The organism is Helicobacter sp. T3_23-1056, from assembly GCF_053654535.1.
Genome location: NZ_JBSIUU010000031.1, coordinates 1 through 22,743 on the forward strand (window position 1 = coordinate 1; position 22,743 = coordinate 22,743).

A 22,743-nucleotide genomic window follows, 5' to 3' on the forward strand; every position below is an offset into this window, starting at 1 on the left:
CTTTAGCTCATCGCATTCTAGTATAGGGCAAAGAAATGCTGTGCTAATGCTAGGCGTGCTAGATTGTATCTGTGCTTTGTCTCTTTTGTTTTGCTCATTTTGCTGAATCGCTTTAGATTCTTTGCTTTTGCATTCTAGTTTGATATTTAGGCTAGAATCTAAAATTGAGTAATTTAAGATTGTAAGTCTATGGTTGTTTAGAAAAACTTGGAGGGTTTGATTTGTGGGATAGATTTTGGTTTTGTTGTTTGTTTGGGTGGAATTGTTTGAATCTAACGAATCTAAATTATTGTTTTGGTTGCTTGAATCTGCATTTGAATCTTGTGAATGTGAATTTGATTTATAAGATTCGCTTGAATCCAAATCTGATTCATCGTATTCTAAATAATAAATAGGCTTTGATTCGTCTAAATCGTTGTTTGAATCACTTGAGTTTTGTGAATCATTAGAATCTAAATATCCAAAGAAACATTCATTATATGGCATAGTAGATTCTGTGCCACCTGTGAGTAAAGTAGAATAAAAAAATATTTGCGTATTTACAGAATGCAATAAATCTAAAGAGATTCCATAATCACTATAATTTTTGACTAATTCATAAATATCAATTATTGTATTATGCTTTGTAAAAATATCGATTTTAGTTTGATTGTTTTCATTGTAAATGTGGATAAGGTTACTCATTGAGGGTTTGGAATCTAAATCAGTATTTAGATTTGTATCAACGCTAGAATCTAATCGCGAATTTGGATTTAATTTTGCGCTCTTGTAAGAATTTGTTTTTAATGCCAAACCATTTGAATCTAAAAATATAATTGTCCTAGATTTATCATTCGTTTGCAAGATTAAATCATTTGTAGATTTATCATTTTTATCAAATCTATTTTGCGTTTTAAATTCTCTTGCCTTTTTTTCCTGCTCTTTTTGAATCTCATTTAATCTTGCCTCCCTTTGTTTAGAATCTAAATCTTTTAATTCCGCATTTATAGAATCTAACTCTTGTTTTTGTGCTTGTGCTTTTTGCTCTTTTATTTGCATTATGGATTTGTAGAGGGCTTTGCGGGAAGTTAAATAAGAGTCGCTTAATGATTCTTTGTTTGCAATAAATGAGAGATAAAAAGATGAGTTGTAGTTATAAAAACTCATTAGTTCGTTATCGCTAAAAATATTTTTGTTATTGCTATCTACTTCTATGATATTATCACACTGATATAGGGCGTTTAGAAAAGCAATGTTAGAATCTTTTGTGATAGAGTCAATATCATTTTGCGTTAAAAATCTATGAATAATATTCATTTTGTTTGTCCTATTTGCCACAACTGTTCTCTAATACTTTGTATATTTTTTAAAGTGTTATTATCAGGGAAAGTATCAATTAAAGATTTTGGTGCTGGATAGCCATTTATTAGGATTTGACGCCTTGCATTGTTTTGTATGTTTGTCATTGTTTTATGACAATGAGAAGTGCTAAAATATTCCCTTTGTTGTGGTGTTAGAGATATTGAAAATTTTTCAATGTAACTGCCCATATTATTTATTAGCTCCTCTGCTTTTTGACTTACCCACCAAGATATACTAACGCCTATCGTAAGCACAACTATTCCAATTATTGTTGCTCCAACGATGCTCATACCAGCTATTGCTAATGCTATAAATGTAATAATTGCAGCTCTTATAGAAGTCGCTGCGCCAAACTCAAATATTTTACTTTTAATAAAGGATGCTCCAACCTTAAGTGATACTTTTATCCCATCACCTGTTTTTTCATATTCGATAACTGCATCAATAGCAGTAAGTTGATTACTAACTCTATTGATAATAAGTTTGAATGGTTTTATAACAGAATCAAGTTTGGTAGATAACTGTTCGCCTATACTAGAAGCATTGCTTATAATGCCCAACTTATCATTTGCTTCTTGTATTTCTTGCTGATACTTGCTGTTGTTTTTGGTGTTTTCTCGCAGTTGCTTCATATCAGCTTCAAATTTTTCTTGCTCCATTTCTTTGAATATTTTTATAGCAATAGCATCAATATCCGTCTGCTGTAACGCATTTTCAATGTTTTTTAATTCCCAAAAATTGATTTCTGCATTTGGTTTTTCTAAAATTTGTATTGTTTCGCTCATTTGCAATCCTTTAGGTTGGTTATGATTTTATCTATATTATTGCGATTTTCCTTTATTGAATGTTTATATGTGTTAATTCCTTTTTCGTATTCCAATCGCACTGCTTTTATGCTAGATTCATCAAAATTATTGTTAGAATCGCGTAGCTTTTGTTCTAGTGAATCTTCAAACCAAGATAAATTATATTCTACACCGTTTAAACTAAATGTTATTTTGTCTATCGTTTGTTTGTTAATGTAGCAGGTATTATTATATATGTCAGCCATATACAGCTCAACAAGGGAGGCATAATCAGCAATCACTATAAAATCATAAAGAAGTAATCTATATATGGGGTATTTGTTTGTCTTTTGCGATTCTAAAATCTTTTGTTCTAAGAAATCAAATAATTCATCATACCAACCCTCACGCTCTCGATTAAGCAAAATCATAGATTTTTGACTAGGATTTAATTCTAATTCCTTAAGAAAAATATTATTATTTATGTGCAGTTTTTCGATCGTAGCTCTTTGTGCCTGTCCTATAAAATGCCTTTCATTGTATGAAGCAAAATAAGAAATGTCAAATTTGGTAAGAAAATCTACATTTTCGATAATCTTTTTTACATCGGCTAGATTTTGCTTGATTGTGGCGTTTATTTGGGTTTTGTCATACGATTCTTTTGTAAGATTTTGGATATTTTTTCGCTCATTTTGCGCGTCATTTTCATACCATTTTACAAATGGCGCAAGTTCGCTTTTTGCTTTGTCTGTGGCATTTTTCAGCTCATTTTTTGCTCCAAAATACCACGAACCAAGCGAAACAATAAGCGCAATAAAAAACGCTAACAATCCACCATAAAAACTTACTTTTTTGATATAGTTGCCATTGAAGTTTTTTGTCATTTATATAGCCTTGATTTGAAAATATTTTTTATGTGCAACATTATACCATAACCAACCTTAAAACACTTTAAGCAGGATAGTATTTAGCCTCACTTCATTTTCTTTACTCTCATCTATATCCCTTACATAATCCCTTTGCAAATCCATAAACCTACCATAGCCATATTTTATCTCATCATTATTTCGTTTTTCTTTTAGTATTTTAGAGATAAACTTTGGAATCTTTTTAGGGATAATTAGCATATATTCATACATACTATACGCCACCCTAATGCTAAAGATTCTATAACTAAAATGTTTTTTATCATAAATGTGCGTTAATGATTCTAGGACAGATTCTAAGACATTATTGTTAGCTAAATCATTTGGAAAATCATCGTTGCTTATAGATTCAAAGCTAATATCTAGTGATTCATTTGCATTATAAAAATTAGCTTGGCTAGATATTTTAGATTCACTAGATTTTCTATTTTCATAAGAGCTAGGTGTAAAGTAAAACTCATCTAATCCATCATAAGCAGTGATAATTGACAAAATAGGAATACTAAAATCTATATTAGATTCTAATACTTCTTTAGAATCTGCATTATTATTACTTGGCTTTGGAGATTGAATCTTTAGTGTATTTGGCTTTGGGGTGCAAATTATTGGGAATCCTTTATCACTAAATACACCACTAACACATAAATCTTGCATTATAGGATAATCATTGTTGTATTTTTTTAATCCCCTAGCATTTGGGAGAATCAGTGCTACTTGAGTGCAAGGACTAGGAATCCCTGCAATATTATTAGGACAATTTAATATGGGAGAGTAAAGCAAATCAGATTCTAGCATTATGGGCGAATCTTTGCTAGATTCATCTTTTGTTTTTGCTTTGATGGTTTTTCCTATGTTTGAAGTAAGTTTGACTTGTCCTCCGTGAGTGCATTTTAGCTCATCACATTCTAATATAGGGCAAAGAAATGCTGTGCTTATACTAGGTGTGCTAGATTGTATCTGTGCTTTGTCTCTTTGGGCTTGCTCATTTTGTTGAATCGCTTTAGATTCTTTGCTTTTGCATTCTAGTTTGATATTTAGGCTAGAATCTAAAATTGAGTAATTTAAGATTGTAAGTCTATGGTTGTTTAGGAATATTTGGAGGGTTTGAGTAGAATCGTTTGAATCACTTGAATCTAAATCCACTTCATCATATTCTAAATAATAAATAGGCTTTGATTCGTCTAAATCGTTGGCTGAATCTGCATTGTTTGAATCATTTGAGTTTTGTGAATCATTAGAATCTAAATCCCCAAAGACACATTCGCTATATGGCATAGTAGATTCTGTGCCACCTGTGAGTAAAATAGAATAAAAAAATATAGAAATATCATACTCTTGCAATGTTTGTTTGTTTTGATTTGTAAGTGTTTTTATTTGACTAAGTAAATCATAACAATCAATGCAATCATTATTGTAAGTGAAAATAAAAATTTTATCTTTTTGTTTATCGTAAAAAAGTTTAGATTCTAAAGAGCAGAACGATTTGGAGCTATTTTTATATGAATTTAATGAAATAATTAAAGGATTTTTTGCATACATTGCTTCTTTAGTCATAGCTAAAAATGCTTGTTGAAACTCACTCATATTATCTCGCTTTGTTGGTAAGAATTACGAATTTGCGTAGCAATATTTGTAAAATCTTTGTATAAGAATAATTCTGTCATATTATCTTCTTGTAAAATTTCTTGGTTATTTTTATCTACCACAATAAATGGCTGACATTTGATAAATGCTCGTATATCAGTAATATTACATTGCTTGTTTGCCAAATTATCAAAGTAATCTCTATCTAGGATTTTTGTATATATTTTTGATTGTTGTAGTTGTATAATCGTGTCTATTTGTTTGTCTTTATCAAACTTTTGAATGCCTTTATCATATTTGTTATGTGCAATGTGGCTAATTTCACTTAAAAGATAATCTAATGAATATTTTTCATCGGTTAATGTTGTATTTGACCTTTGGAATGTATTGCGTCTAATATTTCTCTCTTTTTCTGTGTCGTTTGGTGTTCGTAATGAATTTTCAATCCATTGTATAAAACCATTAAGATTATCTATCGTATTAGCAATATTTGCATTTGCATATCTATTGACATTAAAATCTAATTCTAACAAATAAGCATAAAAATATAAATACTGCGTCAAAGGAAGTATAGCATGATTAGGGTATCCTAAGTTGATAAGATGCAGGGCTTCTGTGTTTTTATAATCTAATTTGTCATTTATATTTAATCCCAATCGCATTCCTAAACTTGTTATTGTAGAACAAAAAATAGTCTCAAATAGTTGCGGCACTGAATACAAAAAACAATCATCACACATATCTACGATTACAGATTCTATATGGTGGATTTCTACGCCTAGATTTTCACCTCTTCGCGCTTTTTTGGCATTTATGCCTAATTCACCAAATATTTCTTTATCTTTATTGACTTCCATAACCCTAATAATGTCATCAGTGTTTTCTTTACAACCGCTTTTTGCAAGGTTTGCATCAATAGTTTTTCGTGTGAAACCATTGGGGTTAAAAAGTTTTGCAATACCTTTAGCCAACTTACATAATAATTTCCAAATAATCCCAATAACGCGTAGAAATTTTACTAACACAAAATCTATGATATTTCCAAGCCCCGGTGAATTATAAGTGTAAATCTCTTTGACTACTAACGGATAAGTCAAGCAAAAAACTTGAGCTAAATGCCCTCCTAGTGAATGTCCTGTAAGAATGATTTGTATATTATGTTGCAAAAAATATTCTTTTAATATTGTTAGATTTTGTTTACTTGCATTGCTTGAATCTGTTGAAGTATTGTTATTTGATTTAAATGAATGCGAATCTATATTGCTTTGACTGCTATGATGGACATAGATATGTCCTAACATATTCACAATAAGATTTTGTAAATTTACCACTTGAGATATAGCTATACCAGAAATAGCAAGTTGCATATCTGCAAATACATCTTTATAATCATTTGTCCCCCTAAATGCGATAATATAATTAGCGTTTAGTTTATCATAAAATATTGTCGCAGAAAATCCACGCTTATCATAAGGAATATGTAGATTTTTATCATCAGGGATATGCCCGATTAAAGTATAGCGTTCAAAAAATCGTTTAGCTTGAGTGGGAGTGAAGTCGCCTTTGAGAAATTTATCGTCATACCACGAATTTTTTATTTTTCCATTTTCATCTTTGTAGTATTTGTATTCTATGTTTAGAATGTCGGCTGGAGTAGGAAAGGCTTTACTCCATTGCTTATCGCTAGGATTATTTTTGTGATATATATCTCTAAAATAACTTAATTTTTTCTCATCTTTGTTTGTATTAGGTTTGAAATTTGGACTAGCATAGTGAAAATACCCATAACTTGCCTGTGCTAATTCTGCGTAGTCTCTTAATTTTTGTATCATCTTTTTATTACTCATTGTCAATTCCTTTCTATGCCATATTTATCATAGAAAGAAAAGCAACCTATCCTCCCACCACCGAAAGAAAATCCACTTCCTTCATTGCCTTCTAATGTTGGTCTTAAATCTCGCCAAGTTACTCTCCAATATGGTCTAACTTTTATTACATTTCCAAACGAATCTTTGGTTATATCAAAAGATAAATTTACTATCAGTCTGTCATTTAGCCATTTCTCATCGAGCATATAATTAAAATCATTAGGTATGGGCACACCATTTCTTTTGTATTGGTATGGCGTAATTGTATTTAACATAGTATCCCAATCTAATTCATAGTATGTGAGCATCTTATTATAATATTCCTCATCAAATTTGCCACCTCTAGCTTGATATATTTCAGGATCTAATTCACACAATTTCTTAAACTCCCAATAACTAGGCTGAAATGAAAAAGGCACGATAAACCACGAGCCACAGCCACTAAAAAACAACGCCACTAAAAACGAAATAAACACAGCCCACATTTTCACTCTTTTTCCCCAAATCTAGTTTAAAATTTCATATAAAAAATTTGGATTCTAACCTAATGTCGCTTAACAAACCATTAAAGCTAAATCTATCATAGATTCTAACACTTCTTTAGATTCTGCATTATTATTACTTGGCTTTGGAGATTGAATCTTTAGTGTATTTGGCTTTGGGGTGCAAATTATTGGGAATCCTTTATCGCTAAATACACCACTCATACATAAATCTTGCATTATAGGATAATCATCATTATATTTCTTTAATCCCCTTGCATTTGGGAGAATCAACGCTACTTGAGTGCAAGGACTAGGAATCCCTGCAATATTGTTAGGACAATTTAAGATAGGCGAGTAAAGCAAATCAGATTCTAGCATTATGGGCGAATCTTTACTAGAATCATCTTTTGTTTTTGCTTTTATGGTTTTTCCCACATTTGAAGTGAGTTTGACTTGTCCTCCGTGAGTGCATTTTAGCTCATCACATTCTAATATGGGACATAGCAATGCTGTGCTTATACTAGGCGTGCTAGATTGCTTCTGTGCCTTGTCTTTTTTGTTTTGCTCATTTTGCTGAATCGCTTTAGATTCTTTACTTTTGCATTCTAGTTTGATATTTAGACTAGAATCTAAAATTGAGTAATTTAAGATTGTAAGTTTATGGTTGTTTAGGAATACTTGGAGGGTTTGATTTGTAGGATAGATTTTGGTTTTGTTGTTTGTTTGGGTGGAATTGTTTGAATCTTGTGAATGTGAATTTGATTTATAAGATTCGCTTGAATCCAAATCTGATTCATCACATTCTAAATAATAAATAGGTTTTGATTCGTCTAAATCGTTGTTTGAATCATTTGAGTTTTGTGAATCATTTGAATCTCTTGCACTTAAATTTGAATCTGAATCCTTTGCATTGTGATTTGCATTTGAATCATTAAAGTTTGGATTCTCATTTGAATCTAAATCCCCAAAGAAACATTCATTATATGGCATAGTAGATTCTGTGCCACCATTTAGTAGCACTCCACAAAAATAGATTTTAGATTGCAAAATATCTATGCCTTTAGATTCTAAAGTTTGTATGTCGATAATCTCCCCACCATAAGCAAAAATATTTTCTATTGTTTTATTACTAGGCATTTGCAACCTTTGATATTTCATTTTTGGATAGATTTTTAGTGAGTTTATGATAGTTGCTACTCCAATATTTATCGCTTTGTATTCCTGCTAATACGCTTTGATAAAATTCATTTCTAGCGTCTTGATATTCACTTGTTACATTGCCATAGTCATATTTATGATAAAGTCTTTGTGAAAGTGTTTTATCGTTGGGGATAAAGATAAAAGGTGCAAATTTACATACTGAAAAATTATAAGCAGGGTTGCTTAAATCAATCTCTTTTAATATTGTAGGCTCATAATCATTGCTAGATTTTAATGTTTTTACTTGTTTATCTTGTTTGTCCCAATAAATAAATTCAAAATCGCCTTTTAAGTTTGTGTCATTTGCCTTTGATATGATTTTTTCTAGCATATCATTTAGTTTGCCATAAATACTTTGGAGTTGTAATTTGATTGTGTAAAAATGTTTGATGCTATTATAGTATTTATCGTCCATACTTTCTGTGCAATGAGCCTGTATTGTTTGCTCTAGTATTTTGTAATCAATATGACAAATATAGCTATTTTCTATCATACTTCTAGCCCACATTCTAAATGCTTTTGCACCTTTTATGGATTTTAGATTTTCATCGATTGCTTGGAATTTAAGGAAAGCGGAATGGATAGAGCGCATAGCGTTAAACTTGTTTAGCAAAGTATTCATATTCCTTGAAACATTTGGAATGTCAGCATCTGGTATCCACTCATTTATATCTATGACTTCTAATCCTATGGAATCTAGCTTATGTAAAGCCCAAGTGGTGCAGTTGTAGTATGGTGTGCTATTTACAGGGTTTGAATTATAGTATAGATTTTCCTTTAAAATATCAATGCTTTTTGTTAATTTGCTGTCATCTTTTTGCAAATTACCATTTCTATCTTTCGTTTTTTGCACATCTTGTTTTATTGATTTTAGCAACATTTCATATTGTTCTTTTGAAATTTCAAAAACACAACGATGATTTTTACTAAAGCTACTTTTTGTTCTTTGTGCGTATTCATATATTTGTTTATCATTATTCCATTTTGGCACAAAATGATTATATTGAAAAACTTTCCCCCAATAGTTAGTTGTTCCATTAACAGATGCGAATCCGTAAAATCCATCGCTAAATTCAATAGATTCAAATTTTTCATACCATTTAATTTCTTCTTTTTCAAATATTACTATTTTGCCAAGAATATCATTCCAATATTCTATATTCTTTTCAAATACAAGTTTATCTAACTCATCAGGGTGTTTTCGTGTCAAGCCCAAAAATGTATGCGGTATTCCTTCTCGTATCGGGTGAATATAAATTGTTACGAAATATGACATAAATAATCCTTATTTAATTCCATCTCTATTTGCAAATTCATAAGCCAAAAACCACCACAAAACCGTCAATAATATAAAAACACAACAAAAGCTAGATTTGTAAATTTTGTATTTTATTACTCCATTCTTGGTTAAATAAAATAATATTGCAGGTATTACAAGAGAAAGAACGCTAGATTCTAATGCCATATCGTAAAAGTCATAATAAAATAATGCCAAACCACCGGGCTTTCCAAGCGAGTAATAAATGTAATAAAGCGGTTTTATAAAAATCACAACAGACGCCACCATAATCCAAAAGCAAATAAAGCAATCAAGTAAAAATTTGCCTACACTAAATTTTTGATTCATTTCGTCCCCCTTATTGCAAATATAAATTCTTTGGTAGATTTTTATTTTGAAATAATGTTGCAGAGAAGCCTGAATTGGTGTTAGGGCAGTGTTTGAGTAAATCATAGCGTTCAAAGAATCGCTTTGCTTGAGTAGGGGTGAAGTCGCCTTTGAGTTCGTGCGTATTAAAGAAAGTGCTATCGTCTGTTTTGTATCCATTATAATCCATATTCAATATGTCGGTTGGCGTTATTTCTGCCCCCTTTTTATTACCATATTTATCGTCTTTTTCAAATTTTTTGCCTATCAAATGAAAAGGTCCATAACTTGCCCACGCTAATTCAGCATTGTCTTTTATTTTGTTTATTATCTCTTTATTTGTCATTGTTATTTTCCTTTATTTAAAAAATCTCTACAATAAAGCGATCGCTCACTCCAATAAAATCCAGAACCCTCATTGCCTTCAAGAACAAAAAATCTTGTTTTCCAAGCTCCGGTAATTTCCATATCAGTGATATTGTCTCTATTGAAGTTGGATTTATCGCTATAAATCCAAACACTCGTATAAAGTCTATGATTCATTTGTTTTTCTATAAGTTCTGCCATATATTCACGCACATTTGGCAAACACTCCTTGTGTCCATCTTTACACAAAAAATATTTATATTCATTTATTTTTTTCCAATCAATATCGTCTAGAACATCTAGGCTCATATCATAATACGCTAGCATTTTATTATATTTTTCCTCATTATTTGGCAATTCATTCAGCTTGCATAATTTCTTAAGCTCCCAATAGCTAGGCTGTAATGGGAAAAGTATGTAATATGGTATTATGCCAGAAAAATAACCAGCCATTAGCAATATTACAACTATAAAACCTACGAAAAATTTAAACATAATTTATCCTTTGCCTCTTTTGCCTCTTTAACACTTTGTGCAACATTTTCGTCAAACTTATTACCCACCAAATGAAAATATCCATAACCAGCCCAAGCAAGTTCTGCGTAATCTCGTAATTTTTGTATTTGTTGTTTATTGCTATTCATTTTAGTCTATCCGTAAAAAAATTACTTGGTATATTATCTTTGCGATAAAAATAAGAACAATATAATTTTTCGTCAAAATACACTCTAAACTTCATACTTCCTTCATTTCCATATATTTCCATATTATAAGTCTGCCAATTAACTTCCAAATACATATCTTTGATTTTATCAAAAGTTAATATTCTATCAGATTTTGATTCTATAAAATCATCATTGTAATGTATATCTACACAAACATCAAATCTCTTTGTATATTGTGGCTTACATTTGAAATATTTTTTGCTTTTTCCTTCTTGCAAAAAATCATCTACATCGCCCAAACTCTTATCAATATATTTCAATATAATATTATATTTCTCTTGTGTATTTGGCATATAATTTATTTCACACAATCTCTTAAACTCCCAATAGCTAGGTTGCAACGCATAAGGCGTATAATATAGCGGAATCCCTATGAGATAGATTATCCAAGCTATAAACAAAGTCAAAATAATCTTTTTAGGTTTTAGGTGTTTTTTGATTTGCATTTGTCCTATATGCCTTTTATAAATTGAAATTCATAAAACCTCTAGATTATAGCCTAGCATTACTTAATAAACCATTAAAAAGCTAAATCTGTTTTGGTGCATTTATCTTTAGCGTATTTGGTTTTGGGGTGCAAATTATTGGGAATCCTTTATCGCTAAATACTCCACTAGCGCATAAATCCTGCATTATAGGATAATCATCATTGTATTTTTTTAATCCCCTTGCATTTGGTAATATTAAAGCAATTTGACTACAAGGACTAGGAATCCCTGCAATATTGTTAGGACAATTTAAGATGGGAGAGTAAAGCAAATCAGATTCTAGCATTATGGGTGAATCTTTGCTAGATTTATCTTTTGATTTTGCTTTTATGGTTTTTGTGCTATTTACTCATATAGTTTAAAGTGCATATAATATGGCTTTGGCGCAAGATTCCCAAGCACCATTCCATAGCCTAATCTTGCTACACTTTTATCGCCTAAAATCAAACTCATTTTATTGCTATGGTTGATTTTTAGATACAAATCCACGCAAAATTGATGATTTGTAAGAAATAAAATGCTTTCTTTTAGCTCGTTATATTTATGCCCATTTGGCAGATAAGTTAATGCCATTTCATAGCTAATATTTTTGATAAAAATGCCTATTTTGCTTTGATGAGATAGAAATGTCTTTCCTAAAATTAGATTTTTACCTAGCGTATTGTTTTTTATGCCTAGTTTGTTTTTTTGGATAGGGGCGATGAATATTTGATGAGGTAAATTTTCGACAATAAATAATTTATCACGCAAATTAAAATTATTTTGCAAAATACGCTGTATATAATATTTTGGGCGAGATTTGCTTAAAAGCAGTGGTGCAAATGGCAGATAACTTTTAGCTATTTTATTGTCATTTATTCCCAACATCGAAAATAAAATCTTTGAGATAGAATCGCTAAAATCTTTATTAAAACTTCTAGGATAATTTTTTAGTCTAGTAGTTTCAAAAAATAGCCAAAGAATGTAGTGATTAAAAAAATCAAAAAGCAAACTCCAACCATACCCACCATCGTCATTTTTTGTGAGTTTATCTAGCATATATGATGGCAGTTGGGAAGTATTGCCTTGTAATCCCATAAAATTTACCATTATTTCAATTAAAAATTCTTTGTCCTCTTTGACATACTCGATTTCTTTGTGCGGGTGTTTTAGGCTTTTATTTGTGCGCAAAAAAATCTCATTTTTATCGTATTTTTTAAGCAATTTATGCAAGAGTTTATAAAACGAAAAAGAATCTAAATTATTCATAATGATGCTTTTTTGCCACGAGTGGCTGGATAATATAAAATCTCATTGCTATCTAGGCATTTGATTTTTAGCTCACAAAATGAATTTATGCTTACAAAAGAAGCAAAAAATTTAGATATAACAAGTCCTAGCTTATACACATCGCCGAGTGAGTAGAAATTAGAATCTTTTATACTCATTATGCAAAGTGTGCCTTTTTTTGTGATAGATTCATCGATTAAGTAAGTGGATTTGGATTCTATGTTGATTATGGATTGTTTTAGTAGTCTGTAAGTTTGTTCATTGTCTTTATCGTTAATAAAACTATAACTCTCCAACACCCAAAAAAACGAAGAGAGGCTAAGTATATTTTGGTAATTAAAAGACAATATAGACACAAGCCTCCAAAGCAAAGTGCCATCAATACTGCATTCTCTCATTGCACTTGGAATCGTAATATTTTTGGTTAGCACATTTTGTAGTTTAATGTTTTTTATGTCGCCTAGTTTTAGTTTTGAGGGCAGATTCTTATTGCAGCATAGCGCATCAATGGTAATAATTTCATTGTAAGAATAATTAGAAAAAAAAGCAATCTCTTTATATGACTCGCCTCTAGCGTTTGTTTTGGTGCTTAGAGCATAAAATTCCTCTTTATTGTCCGCCAAAAAACCAAATCGCTCAAAGCTATGGTAGTTTTTTAAGATTCTGCGTCCGCTATTGCTATTGTGTGCCTTTACTTGATTGATTTGGACTACTTCATAGCAATCCAAATGCCCCCTATCCACAAAAATCCTATAACCATCTTTTGTGTGGTCATTAATGATAGATTCAGTATTTTTGGGAAAAATATTTATGATTGGTGTCCCGCCCAAAGAAAATAGATTTTCCCTAACAATGCAATTTTTTGGAAAAAATCTATTAAATTTAAATTGCAAATTAAACCGTGTGCCTTGAGTATCTTTTAAAATGTCTAATCCATCAATTTTGATAAAATTAAATTTTTCGGGGATAAAAAAATATTCCCTAATTAGCGAAAATGCCTCAAATCCCAAATCATCATAATGCAAACAACTTTCAGTAAAATCTAATCCTATGGGATTGACATTGCTAGGATTTAGCCTAAAAGATTCGGCAGTATCGGGGGAGGTAATTTTGATTTCCTCCAAATAATGACACATAAATAAAAGCAAAGTAGATGAAGTGTATAACTCATTGCCAAGATAAATATGCAAACAATCAAGCCCTATATCACAAATTTTTAAGTCAGGTTTATTGATTTGTAATTCTAAATTTAGTGCGTGATATTGTTTTTCTGTGTGTATAAATGCTTCTTTTATTTCTAACGGATAGAGATAAACATCATAAATCGTCCTAAACTCACACTCGGTTTGCTTAATTGGCGTAGAGTATATTTGTGTGCCTTTAGGAATGATGATTTTGTTTGCTTTGCTATCCTCGCTCAAATGAAATTCTTGCAAACATAAAGATGGCAAGGGATTTGTATAATTAGGTGCAATAATATTTAATAGCGATTCGGCAATATATGGGATATTATGCTCCATTTCTTGATGAATCTTAGCAGTAAGCACGGCAAGATTTTCAATAATGCGCTCAATATCTGGGTCTTTGCTATCAGTGGCTAAAAATGGTGCAAGTTTAGGGAATTTTCTAGTAAAATGCTCCCTAGTTTTATAAAGGTGAGCAATCTCTTTTTGGTAGAAAAATACATCTTCATTATTCAACTATCTAACCTTTATTTTATGATTATTTAACTTCACAATGTCTGTCATTTTTAAATGCAATCTCTAAGCTAAACTCTCTAAATGCGTCTTCTACAAAATTGCATTGCAAAAAAAATGAAATTTGCCAAGGGCTTAGGGAATTATCATATCGAATCGATAGCACTCTAATTCTTTGCTCGTATTTGCTTATGACAAAATGAATCTCTCTAGCCATTTTAAAGCACAAATCACCAGCATTAAGATTAGATTCTACGACATTATATAATCCCAAATCATTAACAATAACACAATCATCTAACTTTGTATTGAGCAAGACTTGAATGTTGTTTTTTATGTCGTCAAATTCATTTTTATGATAAGGAATATTTTGATATTGCTCATCTAATTGGTGGATAATCTTATCAAGCAATGACATTTTTACTCTTTGTCTAATTTACCCACTAATGATAATTCAAAATTCCCTCCCATATATTTAAAATGTGGGCGCACACTAAGTGCTATTTTATACCAGCCCGGCTCCCCTGCTACATTTTCCACTTTGATTTGAGCTCCTCTAAATGGTCGTCTGCTTCGCACTTCAGCAGGTGGATTTTCTTGGTCAGAGATATACTGCCTCACCCACTCATTAAGCCCATTTTCTATGTCTGTGCGCTCTTTCCAGCTACCGATTTCTTCTCTTTGCAAAACTTTTAGATAATGCGCTAGACGCGAAATAAGAAAGATATATGGCAACTGCGTTCCTAGCCGATAATTTGTCTCTGCTTCTTTGCCCTCTGGTGTGTTTGGAAATACTTTTGGCTTTAGCGCGGAATTAGCAGAGAAAAACGCTGCGTTATTGCTATCACGCCTTAAGGTTAGTGCGATAAATCCAGCCTCTGCTAGCTCATACTCGCGTCTATCTGTGATAAGCACTTCGGTTGGGATTTTGGATTGTATAGTGCCAAAACTTTCATAAAGATAAGTTGGCAAATCTTTTACGCTTCCACCACTTTTAGGACCGATAATGCTACCACACCATCGATATTTGGAAAAGCTCTCTGTTAATCTTGTGGCAAAAGCATAGGCAGAATTGCCCCATAGCAAATGATTGTGTGAATTATGGACATTTTCTTTGTAATTAAAGGTTTTAATGGGATTGTCTTCAGGGCTATAAGGGGAGCGTGTCAAAAATCTTGTTACCATAAGCCCTACATATTTGGAATCCTCATTTTCTCTAAAAGTCCGCCACCTAGTGTATTGAGGACCTTGAAGTAAGCCATCTAAATCCTGCAAACTTGCTAACTCCGAATAATCCTCAAGCCCAAAAAAGCTAGGCGCACAAGAAGTCAAAAAAGGCGAATGACTCATTGCTGCGATACTAGCCATTTTATTTAAAAAAGTCATATCGGGGCTATTTATACCAAGCTGATAATCCCCTATGATAGCACCCACAGGTTCGCCACCAAATTGTCCATATTCTGCGGAGTAGATATTTTTATAAACCGCGCTTTGGGTAATATCAGGGTTGTTTTCAAAATCCTCTAATATTTCTTCTTTTGTCGCATTTAGCAGACTAATTTTAATATTTTCATTAAAATCTGTGCGTTCCACCAAAAAATACAAGCCTCGCCACGCAGATTCTAGCTTTTGAAATTCCTCATTATGCAACACTTCGTCCATTTGTTTAGATACCAAATCATCAATATGGGCTATCATCTCATCTAGGGCGAATTTATTGATTTTATCCTCCATATTGTCATCTTTGACAATCGCGGAGATAAATTCTGCTACACCCCTTTTTGCTATGCTATAACTTTCATCATTTTTTGCATACTTGCTTTTTTCCATAATGCTTTCGATGATTGGCGTGTCGATCACCTCTGTTTCTACGATATTTTCTTGTGCCATTATTTATTCCTTGTTTTTGGAGTCTTTGTTTTGTTGAGAATCTTGGCTAGATTCTTCTGCTTTTATTTCTAAAAGCAATTTTTCTTTGGTTTTTTCGTCTTTGAGGGCGTTTAAAACAGCTTTTCTAAAATCTGGTATATTGCCCATAGGACCTTTTAATGCCATTAACGCTTCTCGTAGTTGCAAAAGCTTATTTAGCTCTGGAATCTGCCTTGCAATGCTATCAGGCGAAAAATCTTTCATACCTGATATTTGTAGCTTTACATCTAATTCCTCCGCACCCGTGCCTAGTGTATTTTTAACGCTAAATTCAGATTTAATATCTAGCTTTTGCATTACTTGATTAAAATTTATCTTGTTAATCTGCAATGTCTCGCGCTCTTCTAGTGGCTGTTTATCGGGGACGCCCGTGAGATTAGACACTACCATTAGTTTTAGTGGCAACTCAACTTCAGCCTCTTGCCCGTTTGTTTTTGCCTTGTATGTTATATTGATACGCTCTTTTGGAGCGTTAGAACCATCTGCCATTTTGGAGTCCTTAATATATGAAATTTCGGGTATTGTAGCCAAAAAAATATAAAAAAACAAATTTGCCTATTTTTTTCTTATATTTTTTGGCTTTTTGATTTGATTTTTAGATAATCATCTGTTAGATAATCTTTTAACAATGTCTTTTCCATTAAATCTTTTAGCTGAATATATAATATTTTTGCATTATTTTTCATATTTTTTTCTTCAAAGGCATTTGCCATTTTCATCAACGCATTTATTTGCGATGAAGGTGAATTATCACTATTTTTAGCCTCCATATCTAGCAAAATATCATTTAGATTCATCGACTTTTCTTTGTTTTTATCATTTTTATCTGCTTTGTGTTCGACTTTAATGTTTTGTCTTACAAAATACTCATAAACGCGCGATTCACACATAGATTCGCCATCTATAAATTTAAGATTTGCAATCTCTTTAAATTTTGTAAGAAAATTTCCCACTAAAATTTGAAGTAGATTTGTGGCGTCTATTAGTTTTTGCTCTTGCAAAAAATCACAAAAACGCTTCAATCCCTCTATCCAAAATGGATTTAGCGTGAGATTTGACATAAAAAGTTTGATTTGCTCTAACGCATTAGAACGCTTTGAATCTAGCATTTGGATTAGATTTTGGCTTGGATATTTGATTTGTGTGATATTTTGGCTATGTGGCGGGAGTGTTTTGATTTTGCCCCACATTGCTTCTATAAACATAGCATAAGCGTTGGGATTGCCTATATCACGCTCCAAAATCTCAAAAGCTAAATTATTCAAAAAATCTCTATATTCTCTATCGCTTAACTTATGCAAAGCAATGGCATTGGGACTTTTAGATTCGGCTTGTTGCGATGAAACTATGGCTGTGTCGTTTTTGCGCGGTTGCTCTCTTGTGTAAATGGGCTGAAATTCACATTCTAATAGTTTGCTTAAATTTTGAAATGTCCTGTTGAAGTTTTCTACTTGGGCAGAATCTAATAAATTAAGATTATTTACTTCTATTATGAAAGATTCAATAATATTTTTTAGTTTCTTTTTTTGATTTTTTAAGTCGCTTGGCTGTTTGTATAGATTGTTTGGTTCATTTTGTAAAATATCAGCTAATGCTACAAACAGATTATTTGCCATATCAAAGTTTTGCTTTAATGCCACGCACGACAAAACAAAATAATTGCAAATTTTCATATCCATAGAAAAATTTTGCAAAATCTCCAAACAATACTCATAGACTTTATCCCACTTTATGCTTTCGTGGTTTAGCGTCTTATATTTAGACATTTCGTTTTCAAGTAGATGATAGGTTTCTAAATGTTCCAAATTTTCGCCCAAATGATTACAAAAACACATTTTTACATTCCGTAAATATTGTAAATTTATTAAAATTTTAGCATTTAAATACTAAAATGCTATCAAAAATCTAAACCCTAAAGGTAAATATTTTGAAATACAGGCAAGTTTTTAATATAGCGATTGTTTTATTGTGGTGCTTTTTGTTTGTGGCTTGTTCTAGCACCGTTAGCATAAAAATTAACAACATCGAAAATTCAAATCTAAACAATAGGTCTGATGATGTCCCTGTAACGATTGTTGTTTATAAACTAAATAATATTGAAAAATTTATAGATTCAAGCGAGCAAGATTTAATCACTAGAGAAGATGGGGCACTTGGCAAAGACAAAATCGATTCAATGAAGTTGCAAATCGCTCCAAAAAATGAAATCATAGCTCTAAAGATAAAAGATAAAGAAGTTCCATATATTGGTATTTTGACATTATTTGCAAATGACGCACTTAGGACAACTAAAGTTTGGGTAAAAACAAAAAAAGTAAAAGGATTGCGGAATAAAAAGGTGGTAAAGTTTGAGATTACACAGGAAGGAATCAAGCGAATTTACGGAGTAAAATATGGCAAATAAATTAAAAGTCGCGTGGTTTAATGGTTTAAATATTCAAAAGATTCATTTTGAGCAACAAGAGCGATATTTTGAGCGCAACATAGATGCTAAGACTATCGCCATATCAAATAATCTCTATGGCATTATGGATATAAAATTTTCTAGCGAAATGCTTATGCAGGGTAAAATTGCATTAGAAAAAGTCATAGGAATCGCCAAAGATGGCAGTATTTTTGACGCGCCAGAGCAAGATTTATTGCCAGAAGCATTAGAAGTCAATTATGAGTCATTAGAAAATTCCATCGTAACGCTAAAGATTCCGCTAGGTGCTACTAGCATTGCCGATATTGCTTTGCATAATAATTTTGCTAATTCAAAATACATAGCCACAAGAAGTATCATCGCTTCGCGCATCTATGACGATAGTGAAAACACGCCAAAAGAGCCACTTGATGAAAGAGATGAACAAAATATTACCTTTACCCAAGAAAAGACAAATCTAGCCTTAGCAAGTATGAGGCTAAAACTTGGGATTTTAGGCGACTCGACACCTGATGAATTAGAGATACCTATCGCTAAGATTAAGCATATAGATTCTAATAAAAAAGTCCAGCTTGAGGATAATTTTATCCCCACTTGCTTAAATATCAATCAAAGCGCGATTATTAAGGCATTTTTGGAGGAAATGCTATTTTCTATTAAGCGACATAAAGAGATTTTAGGCGAGATTTTTAAGGGCATTGACCAAACAAAAAATACGCTAGATTTTAGCACTTATTTATCTTTGAATCTGCTTAAAAAATGGTTTTTGATTTTTTCTGCACTTGTGCATAAAGAAAAACTCCACCCTGAATCTTTGTATGACAAACTTGTGGAATTTCAAGGTGATATTGGTGCATTTGGCGCAGAAGATTCAGATTTTATCCCTTATAATCACGACAACTTAAACACAACATTTTTGCCACTAATAAATAATCTAAAAATTTTATTTTCAAAAATTACTTCTCCACGATATTCAATGGCAAAAATCATCGATAATGGCAATGGATTCTATGATTTTATGTTTGATAATGCCAAAATATTGGAAGAAGCGGAGATTTTCATAGCAGTAAATGCCGATGTGAGCTATGAATATTTGCTAAAAAATTTCAAATCTCAAAGCAAAATTCACACACAAAGCAATATCAAACACATAGTCGTAACGCAACTAAAAGGGCTAAATATTACACAGATTCCAAATGTACCTTCAGCCCTCCCATATCTAAATGGCTATGTGTATTATAAGCTTGATAAAAAAGATGAGCTATTTAAGCATTTTAAGGGAGAGAGCGTCATAAGTCTTTATCTTACGCACAATATTAAGAGCCCAGATATAAAAATGTGGGCTGTATTTTAAGGAAACATAATGGAATCTAGTGCAGAATCAAAAGAACTTGGATTGCTTGCAATCTCTGATTTAAGCGGGCTAAAAAGCAATAAAGTTGTGGATTATTGTATTGAAATGTTGCTTTTTGCTTCTCGCGTTTCAAAGGTTAATAATTTAGACATAAGCACCATAGAATCGCTAAAAGAAAAAATGGTAAATGATATTTTGATTTGGAGCTCAAAACTAAGTGCCACAAAAGAATATGACGAAAAAGACATTATCAAACTTCGATATTGCCTTTGTGTGTTTATCGATGAAATGCTAATGAAAAATGAGCTTTTTATGAATAGCTCTTGGGCAAGTAATACACTAACCGTGCGTTTATTTGATGAGATTTTAGGCGGGGATAATTTCTATGATATAGCACTATCGTGGCTAAATAATCCAGCCAAAAATAAGGATTTTTTAGAGTTTGTCTATGCTTGTTTGGTGCTAGGCTATCAGGGCAAATATACCAATACCCACAATGTCGAAGAGCGAATCTTATATTTTTGCAATAATATAGCCTCTGCGCTCACTCCACTATATGAAGTTAATAGCGAACTAGCATTTAATAAGGCTTATGATGTAGCTATCAAAACAAGCGCGTGGCAGAATTTTCAAAAAATATACCTAAAAAAGATTTTGGTAGCCCTGCCAATATGTATCGTGCTAATCGTATTTGCTTACAACGCATTTGACTTAACAGCCAATAACACACAAATTCAAAACAAAGTAAGCAAAGTTATTCACCAATCGAATTTATCCAATAAATGAACCTTAATTTGTGATTACAAAAAAGCAAATATATTACCCTTATCAAGAATTATTGAAACCAAATAAACTTCAATCTAGGCAAAATATCCAAAATCAAAACATTAGGATTTATACAAATTTTTTGCACAAAATTATAACAAATGACCAAATTTAAGTTAAATTTTAATAAATGTTATTACATTATCATTGTGGATTGCATTGTTATTATAAATGATAATGTAATGTTAATTTGAAATGTGAATTATGATTTTAAAATTGTTAGTAAAATATAGCATTAGATAACGATTCTATGCGCTCAAATAATTCTAGCTTGCTATCTTGCGGATTCTCATCATTAGATTCTTGGGTAGATTCTAGCGTTTGGGTAGAATCTACTTGCGCATCTTGCATTGCCTCTTGCTCTATTGCCTCTTGGTAATCTTTTTGTATTTCGCTAATCACGCTACATTCTCCTTTTCATTTTGGGATTGAGATTGTCTAAATCTCTTATACTCTGCCATTAAAGCAAAAAAATGCTTCTTAGGCATATATCTTGTGATTGGCAATGGTTTTTGAATATCTTTGCCCTCATAAGTAAGTTTTTTGCCTGCTTCTTGCAAAGAATTTTCTGCCTGTGCGATAGCCTTAAATAGCACACCATCTGCTAGCACTAGCATTTCGCCATTATTCATCGCTACAATATCATTATGCTCAAAAGCTGGCACTTCTTTTGGGCTAAAGCTTTGTTCTGCACCTATATGCCCCCAACTCCAATCTTTTTTCTCTGTGTATGCTTTTTCCATTACTACGCGTTTAGGTGCAAAATCTTGGTAAAACTTCGTAGCTTCTGGGTCTGTGCATTTCATTATGATATGCGTGCCTATCATACCCATAGCCTCTTGTCGCTCGCTACTTTGTCCGCTAAGCATTTTGCCGACAATATCAAGCTGTGCAAAAGACTGAAAAATAAGCCACACAGAGATTCCTAATGCACGCGATTTACTCATAAGCCTACCAAATCCCTCTACAATGTAACTTCCTACTTCATCAAGCATACACACAAAAGGAATATCAGGGTCTTTTGCTTTTCTAGCTTTTTCATCTGCTACGCCTTTGATTAGTCCTAATATAAGCTTGCCTAGTTCTTTTGGTGTATCATCGCTTGCCATTGTTGGTAGCGTTACAAATATGATTTTGTTGCGTTGCACTGCTTCCCACATAGAAATATCTGGTGTTTGAGTGTTAAACACTTTGCCATAATTAGATTTTAGATTTGTTACAGGGTCGCGCCACGCTTGCGCGCTCATCGAGGCGTCATACACACCTTGTAAATCTACATTTGTAGCTTCTTTACGCACCTTGTCTGCAAACTCTTCACTTGTATCATTTAAGAATTTATCATAGGGTAGGGCGATAGAGCCACTTACAAATTGGATAAAATCCTCAATATCTCCATATTTCTTAGCATATTTGCGATAAATTTATTGTATCCAAACACAATAATGAACTCGATACTTTTTTACCTTATTATCTCAAGGCACAAAGTCCATATTCTTCCAACCACATAGATTCTTGTGTGAAAAGTAATAGTCCATTGCCAAACAAAATAAGTATCGGAAATTTTGCGCATAAACTTTTTATTGAAATACAAAACAGAAATAATGGCACATTTTTAGCCTGTAACTTACAAACGAATATTTTGGGCAATAGGACGATGATTATGCGTGATGAGCACGGTATTTCTCCAACTTCTATGCAATACTTTAAACAAATTAAGTTGCTGTCTAAAAGACTAAAGGTGTCTGACACTAATCTGCCCAGCCCACTTACCCAATCACAAATACACCAAATACAGACAGATATAGAGCCTATGTTTAGAATAAATATAGAA

At 32.0% G+C, this 22,743-nt stretch carries 25 protein-coding genes; 3 read left to right on the top strand and 22 right to left on the bottom strand.

The window, feature by feature from the left end; genetic code table 11:
• From ACWIUO_RS11865 to ACWIUO_RS11960, 20 genes are all read right to left on the bottom strand, one after another.
• On the bottom strand, positions 1–1,296 hold a 1,296-nt coding region (locus ACWIUO_RS11865; protein ID WP_454178100.1), incomplete at its 3' end, for a hypothetical protein.
• A complete protein-coding gene (locus ACWIUO_RS11870; protein WP_454178101.1) occupies positions 1,293–2,126 on the bottom strand; it encodes a hypothetical protein in 834 nt (277 codons plus the stop codon). The genes ACWIUO_RS11865 and ACWIUO_RS11870, both read right to left, overlap by 4 nt.
• Complete coding sequence (locus ACWIUO_RS11875; protein ID WP_454178102.1) at positions 2,123–3,010, bottom strand: hypothetical protein; 888 nt, start codon at positions 3,008–3,010, stop codon at positions 2,123–2,125. Before ACWIUO_RS11875 ends, ACWIUO_RS11870 begins: the two co-directional genes overlap by 4 nt.
• 57 nt (positions 3,011–3,067) lie before the next feature.
• The gene (locus tag ACWIUO_RS11880; RefSeq protein WP_454178103.1) at positions 3,068–4,636 is read right to left on the bottom strand and encodes a hypothetical protein; all 1,569 of its coding nucleotides are present in this window, start codon (positions 4,634–4,636) and stop codon (positions 3,068–3,070) included.
• Positions 4,633–6,468 carry a lipase family protein gene (locus tag ACWIUO_RS11885; protein WP_454178104.1) on the bottom strand — a complete coding sequence of 612 codons (1,836 nt, stop codon included), beginning with the start codon at positions 6,466–6,468 and terminating at the stop codon, positions 4,633–4,635. The genes ACWIUO_RS11880 and ACWIUO_RS11885 overlap by 4 nt, the downstream gene beginning before the upstream one ends.
• Before the next feature lie 17 nt (positions 6,469–6,485).
• A complete protein-coding gene (locus tag ACWIUO_RS11890) occupies positions 6,486–6,989 on the bottom strand; it encodes a hypothetical protein (RefSeq protein WP_454178105.1) in 504 nt (167 codons plus the stop codon).
• Positions 6,990–7,058: 69 nt separating this feature from the next.
• Positions 7,059–8,126, bottom strand: a complete 1,068-nt coding sequence (locus ACWIUO_RS11895; RefSeq protein WP_454178106.1) for a hypothetical protein — start codon at positions 8,124–8,126, stop codon at positions 7,059–7,061.
• Entirely contained in the window at positions 8,119–9,465 is a 1,347-nt protein-coding gene (locus ACWIUO_RS11900; protein ID WP_454178107.1) for a hypothetical protein, read from the bottom strand. The genes ACWIUO_RS11895 and ACWIUO_RS11900 overlap by 8 nt, the downstream gene beginning before the upstream one ends.
• Positions 9,466–9,474: 9 nt before the next feature.
• On the bottom strand, positions 9,475–9,816 hold the full coding sequence (locus ACWIUO_RS11905; protein ID WP_454178108.1) for a hypothetical protein: 342 nt from the start codon (positions 9,814–9,816) through the stop codon (positions 9,475–9,477).
• A 10-nt stretch (positions 9,817–9,826) separates the two neighbouring features.
• Positions 9,827–10,180, bottom strand: coding sequence for a hypothetical protein (locus tag ACWIUO_RS11910; protein WP_454178109.1), 354 nt, complete (start codon positions 10,178–10,180; stop codon positions 9,827–9,829).
• A gap of 2 nt (positions 10,181–10,182) precedes the next feature.
• Positions 10,183–10,695, bottom strand: coding sequence for a hypothetical protein (locus ACWIUO_RS11915; protein WP_454178110.1), 513 nt, complete (start codon positions 10,693–10,695; stop codon positions 10,183–10,185).
• On the bottom strand, positions 10,677–10,844 hold the full coding sequence (locus ACWIUO_RS11920) for a hypothetical protein (protein ID WP_454178111.1): 168 nt from the start codon (positions 10,842–10,844) through the stop codon (positions 10,677–10,679). The genes ACWIUO_RS11915 and ACWIUO_RS11920 overlap by 19 nt, the downstream gene beginning before the upstream one ends.
• Entirely contained in the window at positions 10,841–11,371 is a 531-nt protein-coding gene (locus tag ACWIUO_RS11925; RefSeq protein ID WP_454178112.1) for a hypothetical protein, read from the bottom strand. The genes ACWIUO_RS11920 and ACWIUO_RS11925 overlap by 4 nt, the downstream gene beginning before the upstream one ends.
• 82 nt (positions 11,372–11,453) lie before the next feature.
• A complete protein-coding gene (locus ACWIUO_RS11930) occupies positions 11,454–11,699 on the bottom strand; it encodes a hypothetical protein (RefSeq protein WP_454178113.1) in 246 nt (81 codons plus the stop codon).
• A gap of 59 nt (positions 11,700–11,758) precedes the next feature.
• Positions 11,759–12,661, bottom strand: coding sequence for a type VI secretion system baseplate subunit TssG (locus ACWIUO_RS11935; RefSeq protein ID WP_454178114.1), 903 nt, complete (start codon positions 12,659–12,661; stop codon positions 11,759–11,761).
• Positions 12,658–14,382, bottom strand: a complete 1,725-nt coding sequence (gene tssF / locus ACWIUO_RS11940; RefSeq protein WP_454178115.1) for a type VI secretion system baseplate subunit TssF — start codon at positions 14,380–14,382, stop codon at positions 12,658–12,660. Before tssF ends, ACWIUO_RS11935 begins: the two co-directional genes overlap by 4 nt.
• Before the next feature lie 22 nt (positions 14,383–14,404).
• Complete coding sequence (locus ACWIUO_RS11945) at positions 14,405–14,797, bottom strand: GPW/gp25 family protein (protein ID WP_454178116.1); 393 nt, start codon at positions 14,795–14,797, stop codon at positions 14,405–14,407.
• 2 nt (positions 14,798–14,799) lie between these two features.
• Positions 14,800–16,269: a type VI secretion system contractile sheath large subunit gene (gene tssC, locus ACWIUO_RS11950; protein ID WP_454178117.1), complete on the bottom strand. Its 1,470-nt coding sequence runs from the start codon at positions 16,267–16,269 to the stop codon at positions 14,800–14,802.
• 3 nt (positions 16,270–16,272) lie between these two features.
• A complete protein-coding gene (gene tssB, locus ACWIUO_RS11955) occupies positions 16,273–16,797 on the bottom strand; it encodes a type VI secretion system contractile sheath small subunit (RefSeq protein ID WP_454178118.1) in 525 nt (174 codons plus the stop codon).
• 77 nt (positions 16,798–16,874) lie between these two features.
• Positions 16,875–18,143 (bottom strand): type VI secretion system domain-containing protein, encoded by a 1,269-nt coding sequence (locus tag ACWIUO_RS11960; protein ID WP_454178119.1) that lies wholly within the window; start codon positions 18,141–18,143, stop codon positions 16,875–16,877.
• Between the two features lie 92 nt (positions 18,144–18,235).
• Here ACWIUO_RS11960 and tssJ point away from each other — a divergent pair, with 92 nt between their 5' ends.
• From tssJ to icmH, 3 genes are read left to right on the top strand one after another with little or no spacing between them, the layout of a single operon-like run.
• Positions 18,236–18,712 (top strand): type VI secretion system lipoprotein TssJ, encoded by a 477-nt coding sequence (tssJ, locus tag ACWIUO_RS11965; protein ID WP_454178120.1) that lies wholly within the window; start codon positions 18,236–18,238, stop codon positions 18,710–18,712.
• Entirely contained in the window at positions 18,702–20,087 is a 1,386-nt protein-coding gene (gene tssK / locus ACWIUO_RS11970; RefSeq protein ID WP_454178121.1) for a type VI secretion system baseplate subunit TssK, read from the top strand. The genes tssJ and tssK overlap by 11 nt, the downstream gene beginning before the upstream one ends.
• A 9-nt stretch (positions 20,088–20,096) precedes the next feature.
• Positions 20,097–20,873 (top strand): type IVB secretion system protein IcmH/DotU, encoded by a 777-nt coding sequence (gene icmH / locus ACWIUO_RS11975; protein ID WP_454178122.1) that lies wholly within the window; start codon positions 20,097–20,099, stop codon positions 20,871–20,873.
• Positions 20,874–21,131: 258 nt separating this feature from the next.
• Here the strand turns inward: icmH and ACWIUO_RS11980 are convergent, their stop codons facing one another.
• Positions 21,132–21,314 carry a hypothetical protein gene (locus ACWIUO_RS11980; protein ID WP_454178123.1) on the bottom strand — a complete coding sequence of 61 codons (183 nt, stop codon included), beginning with the start codon at positions 21,312–21,314 and terminating at the stop codon, positions 21,132–21,134.
• Positions 21,311–22,210 carry a TraM recognition domain-containing protein gene (locus tag ACWIUO_RS11985; RefSeq protein WP_454178124.1) on the bottom strand — a complete coding sequence of 300 codons (900 nt, stop codon included), beginning with the start codon at positions 22,208–22,210 and terminating at the stop codon, positions 21,311–21,313. Before ACWIUO_RS11985 ends, ACWIUO_RS11980 begins: the two co-directional genes overlap by 4 nt.
• Positions 22,211–22,743 lie beyond the last annotated feature (533 nt).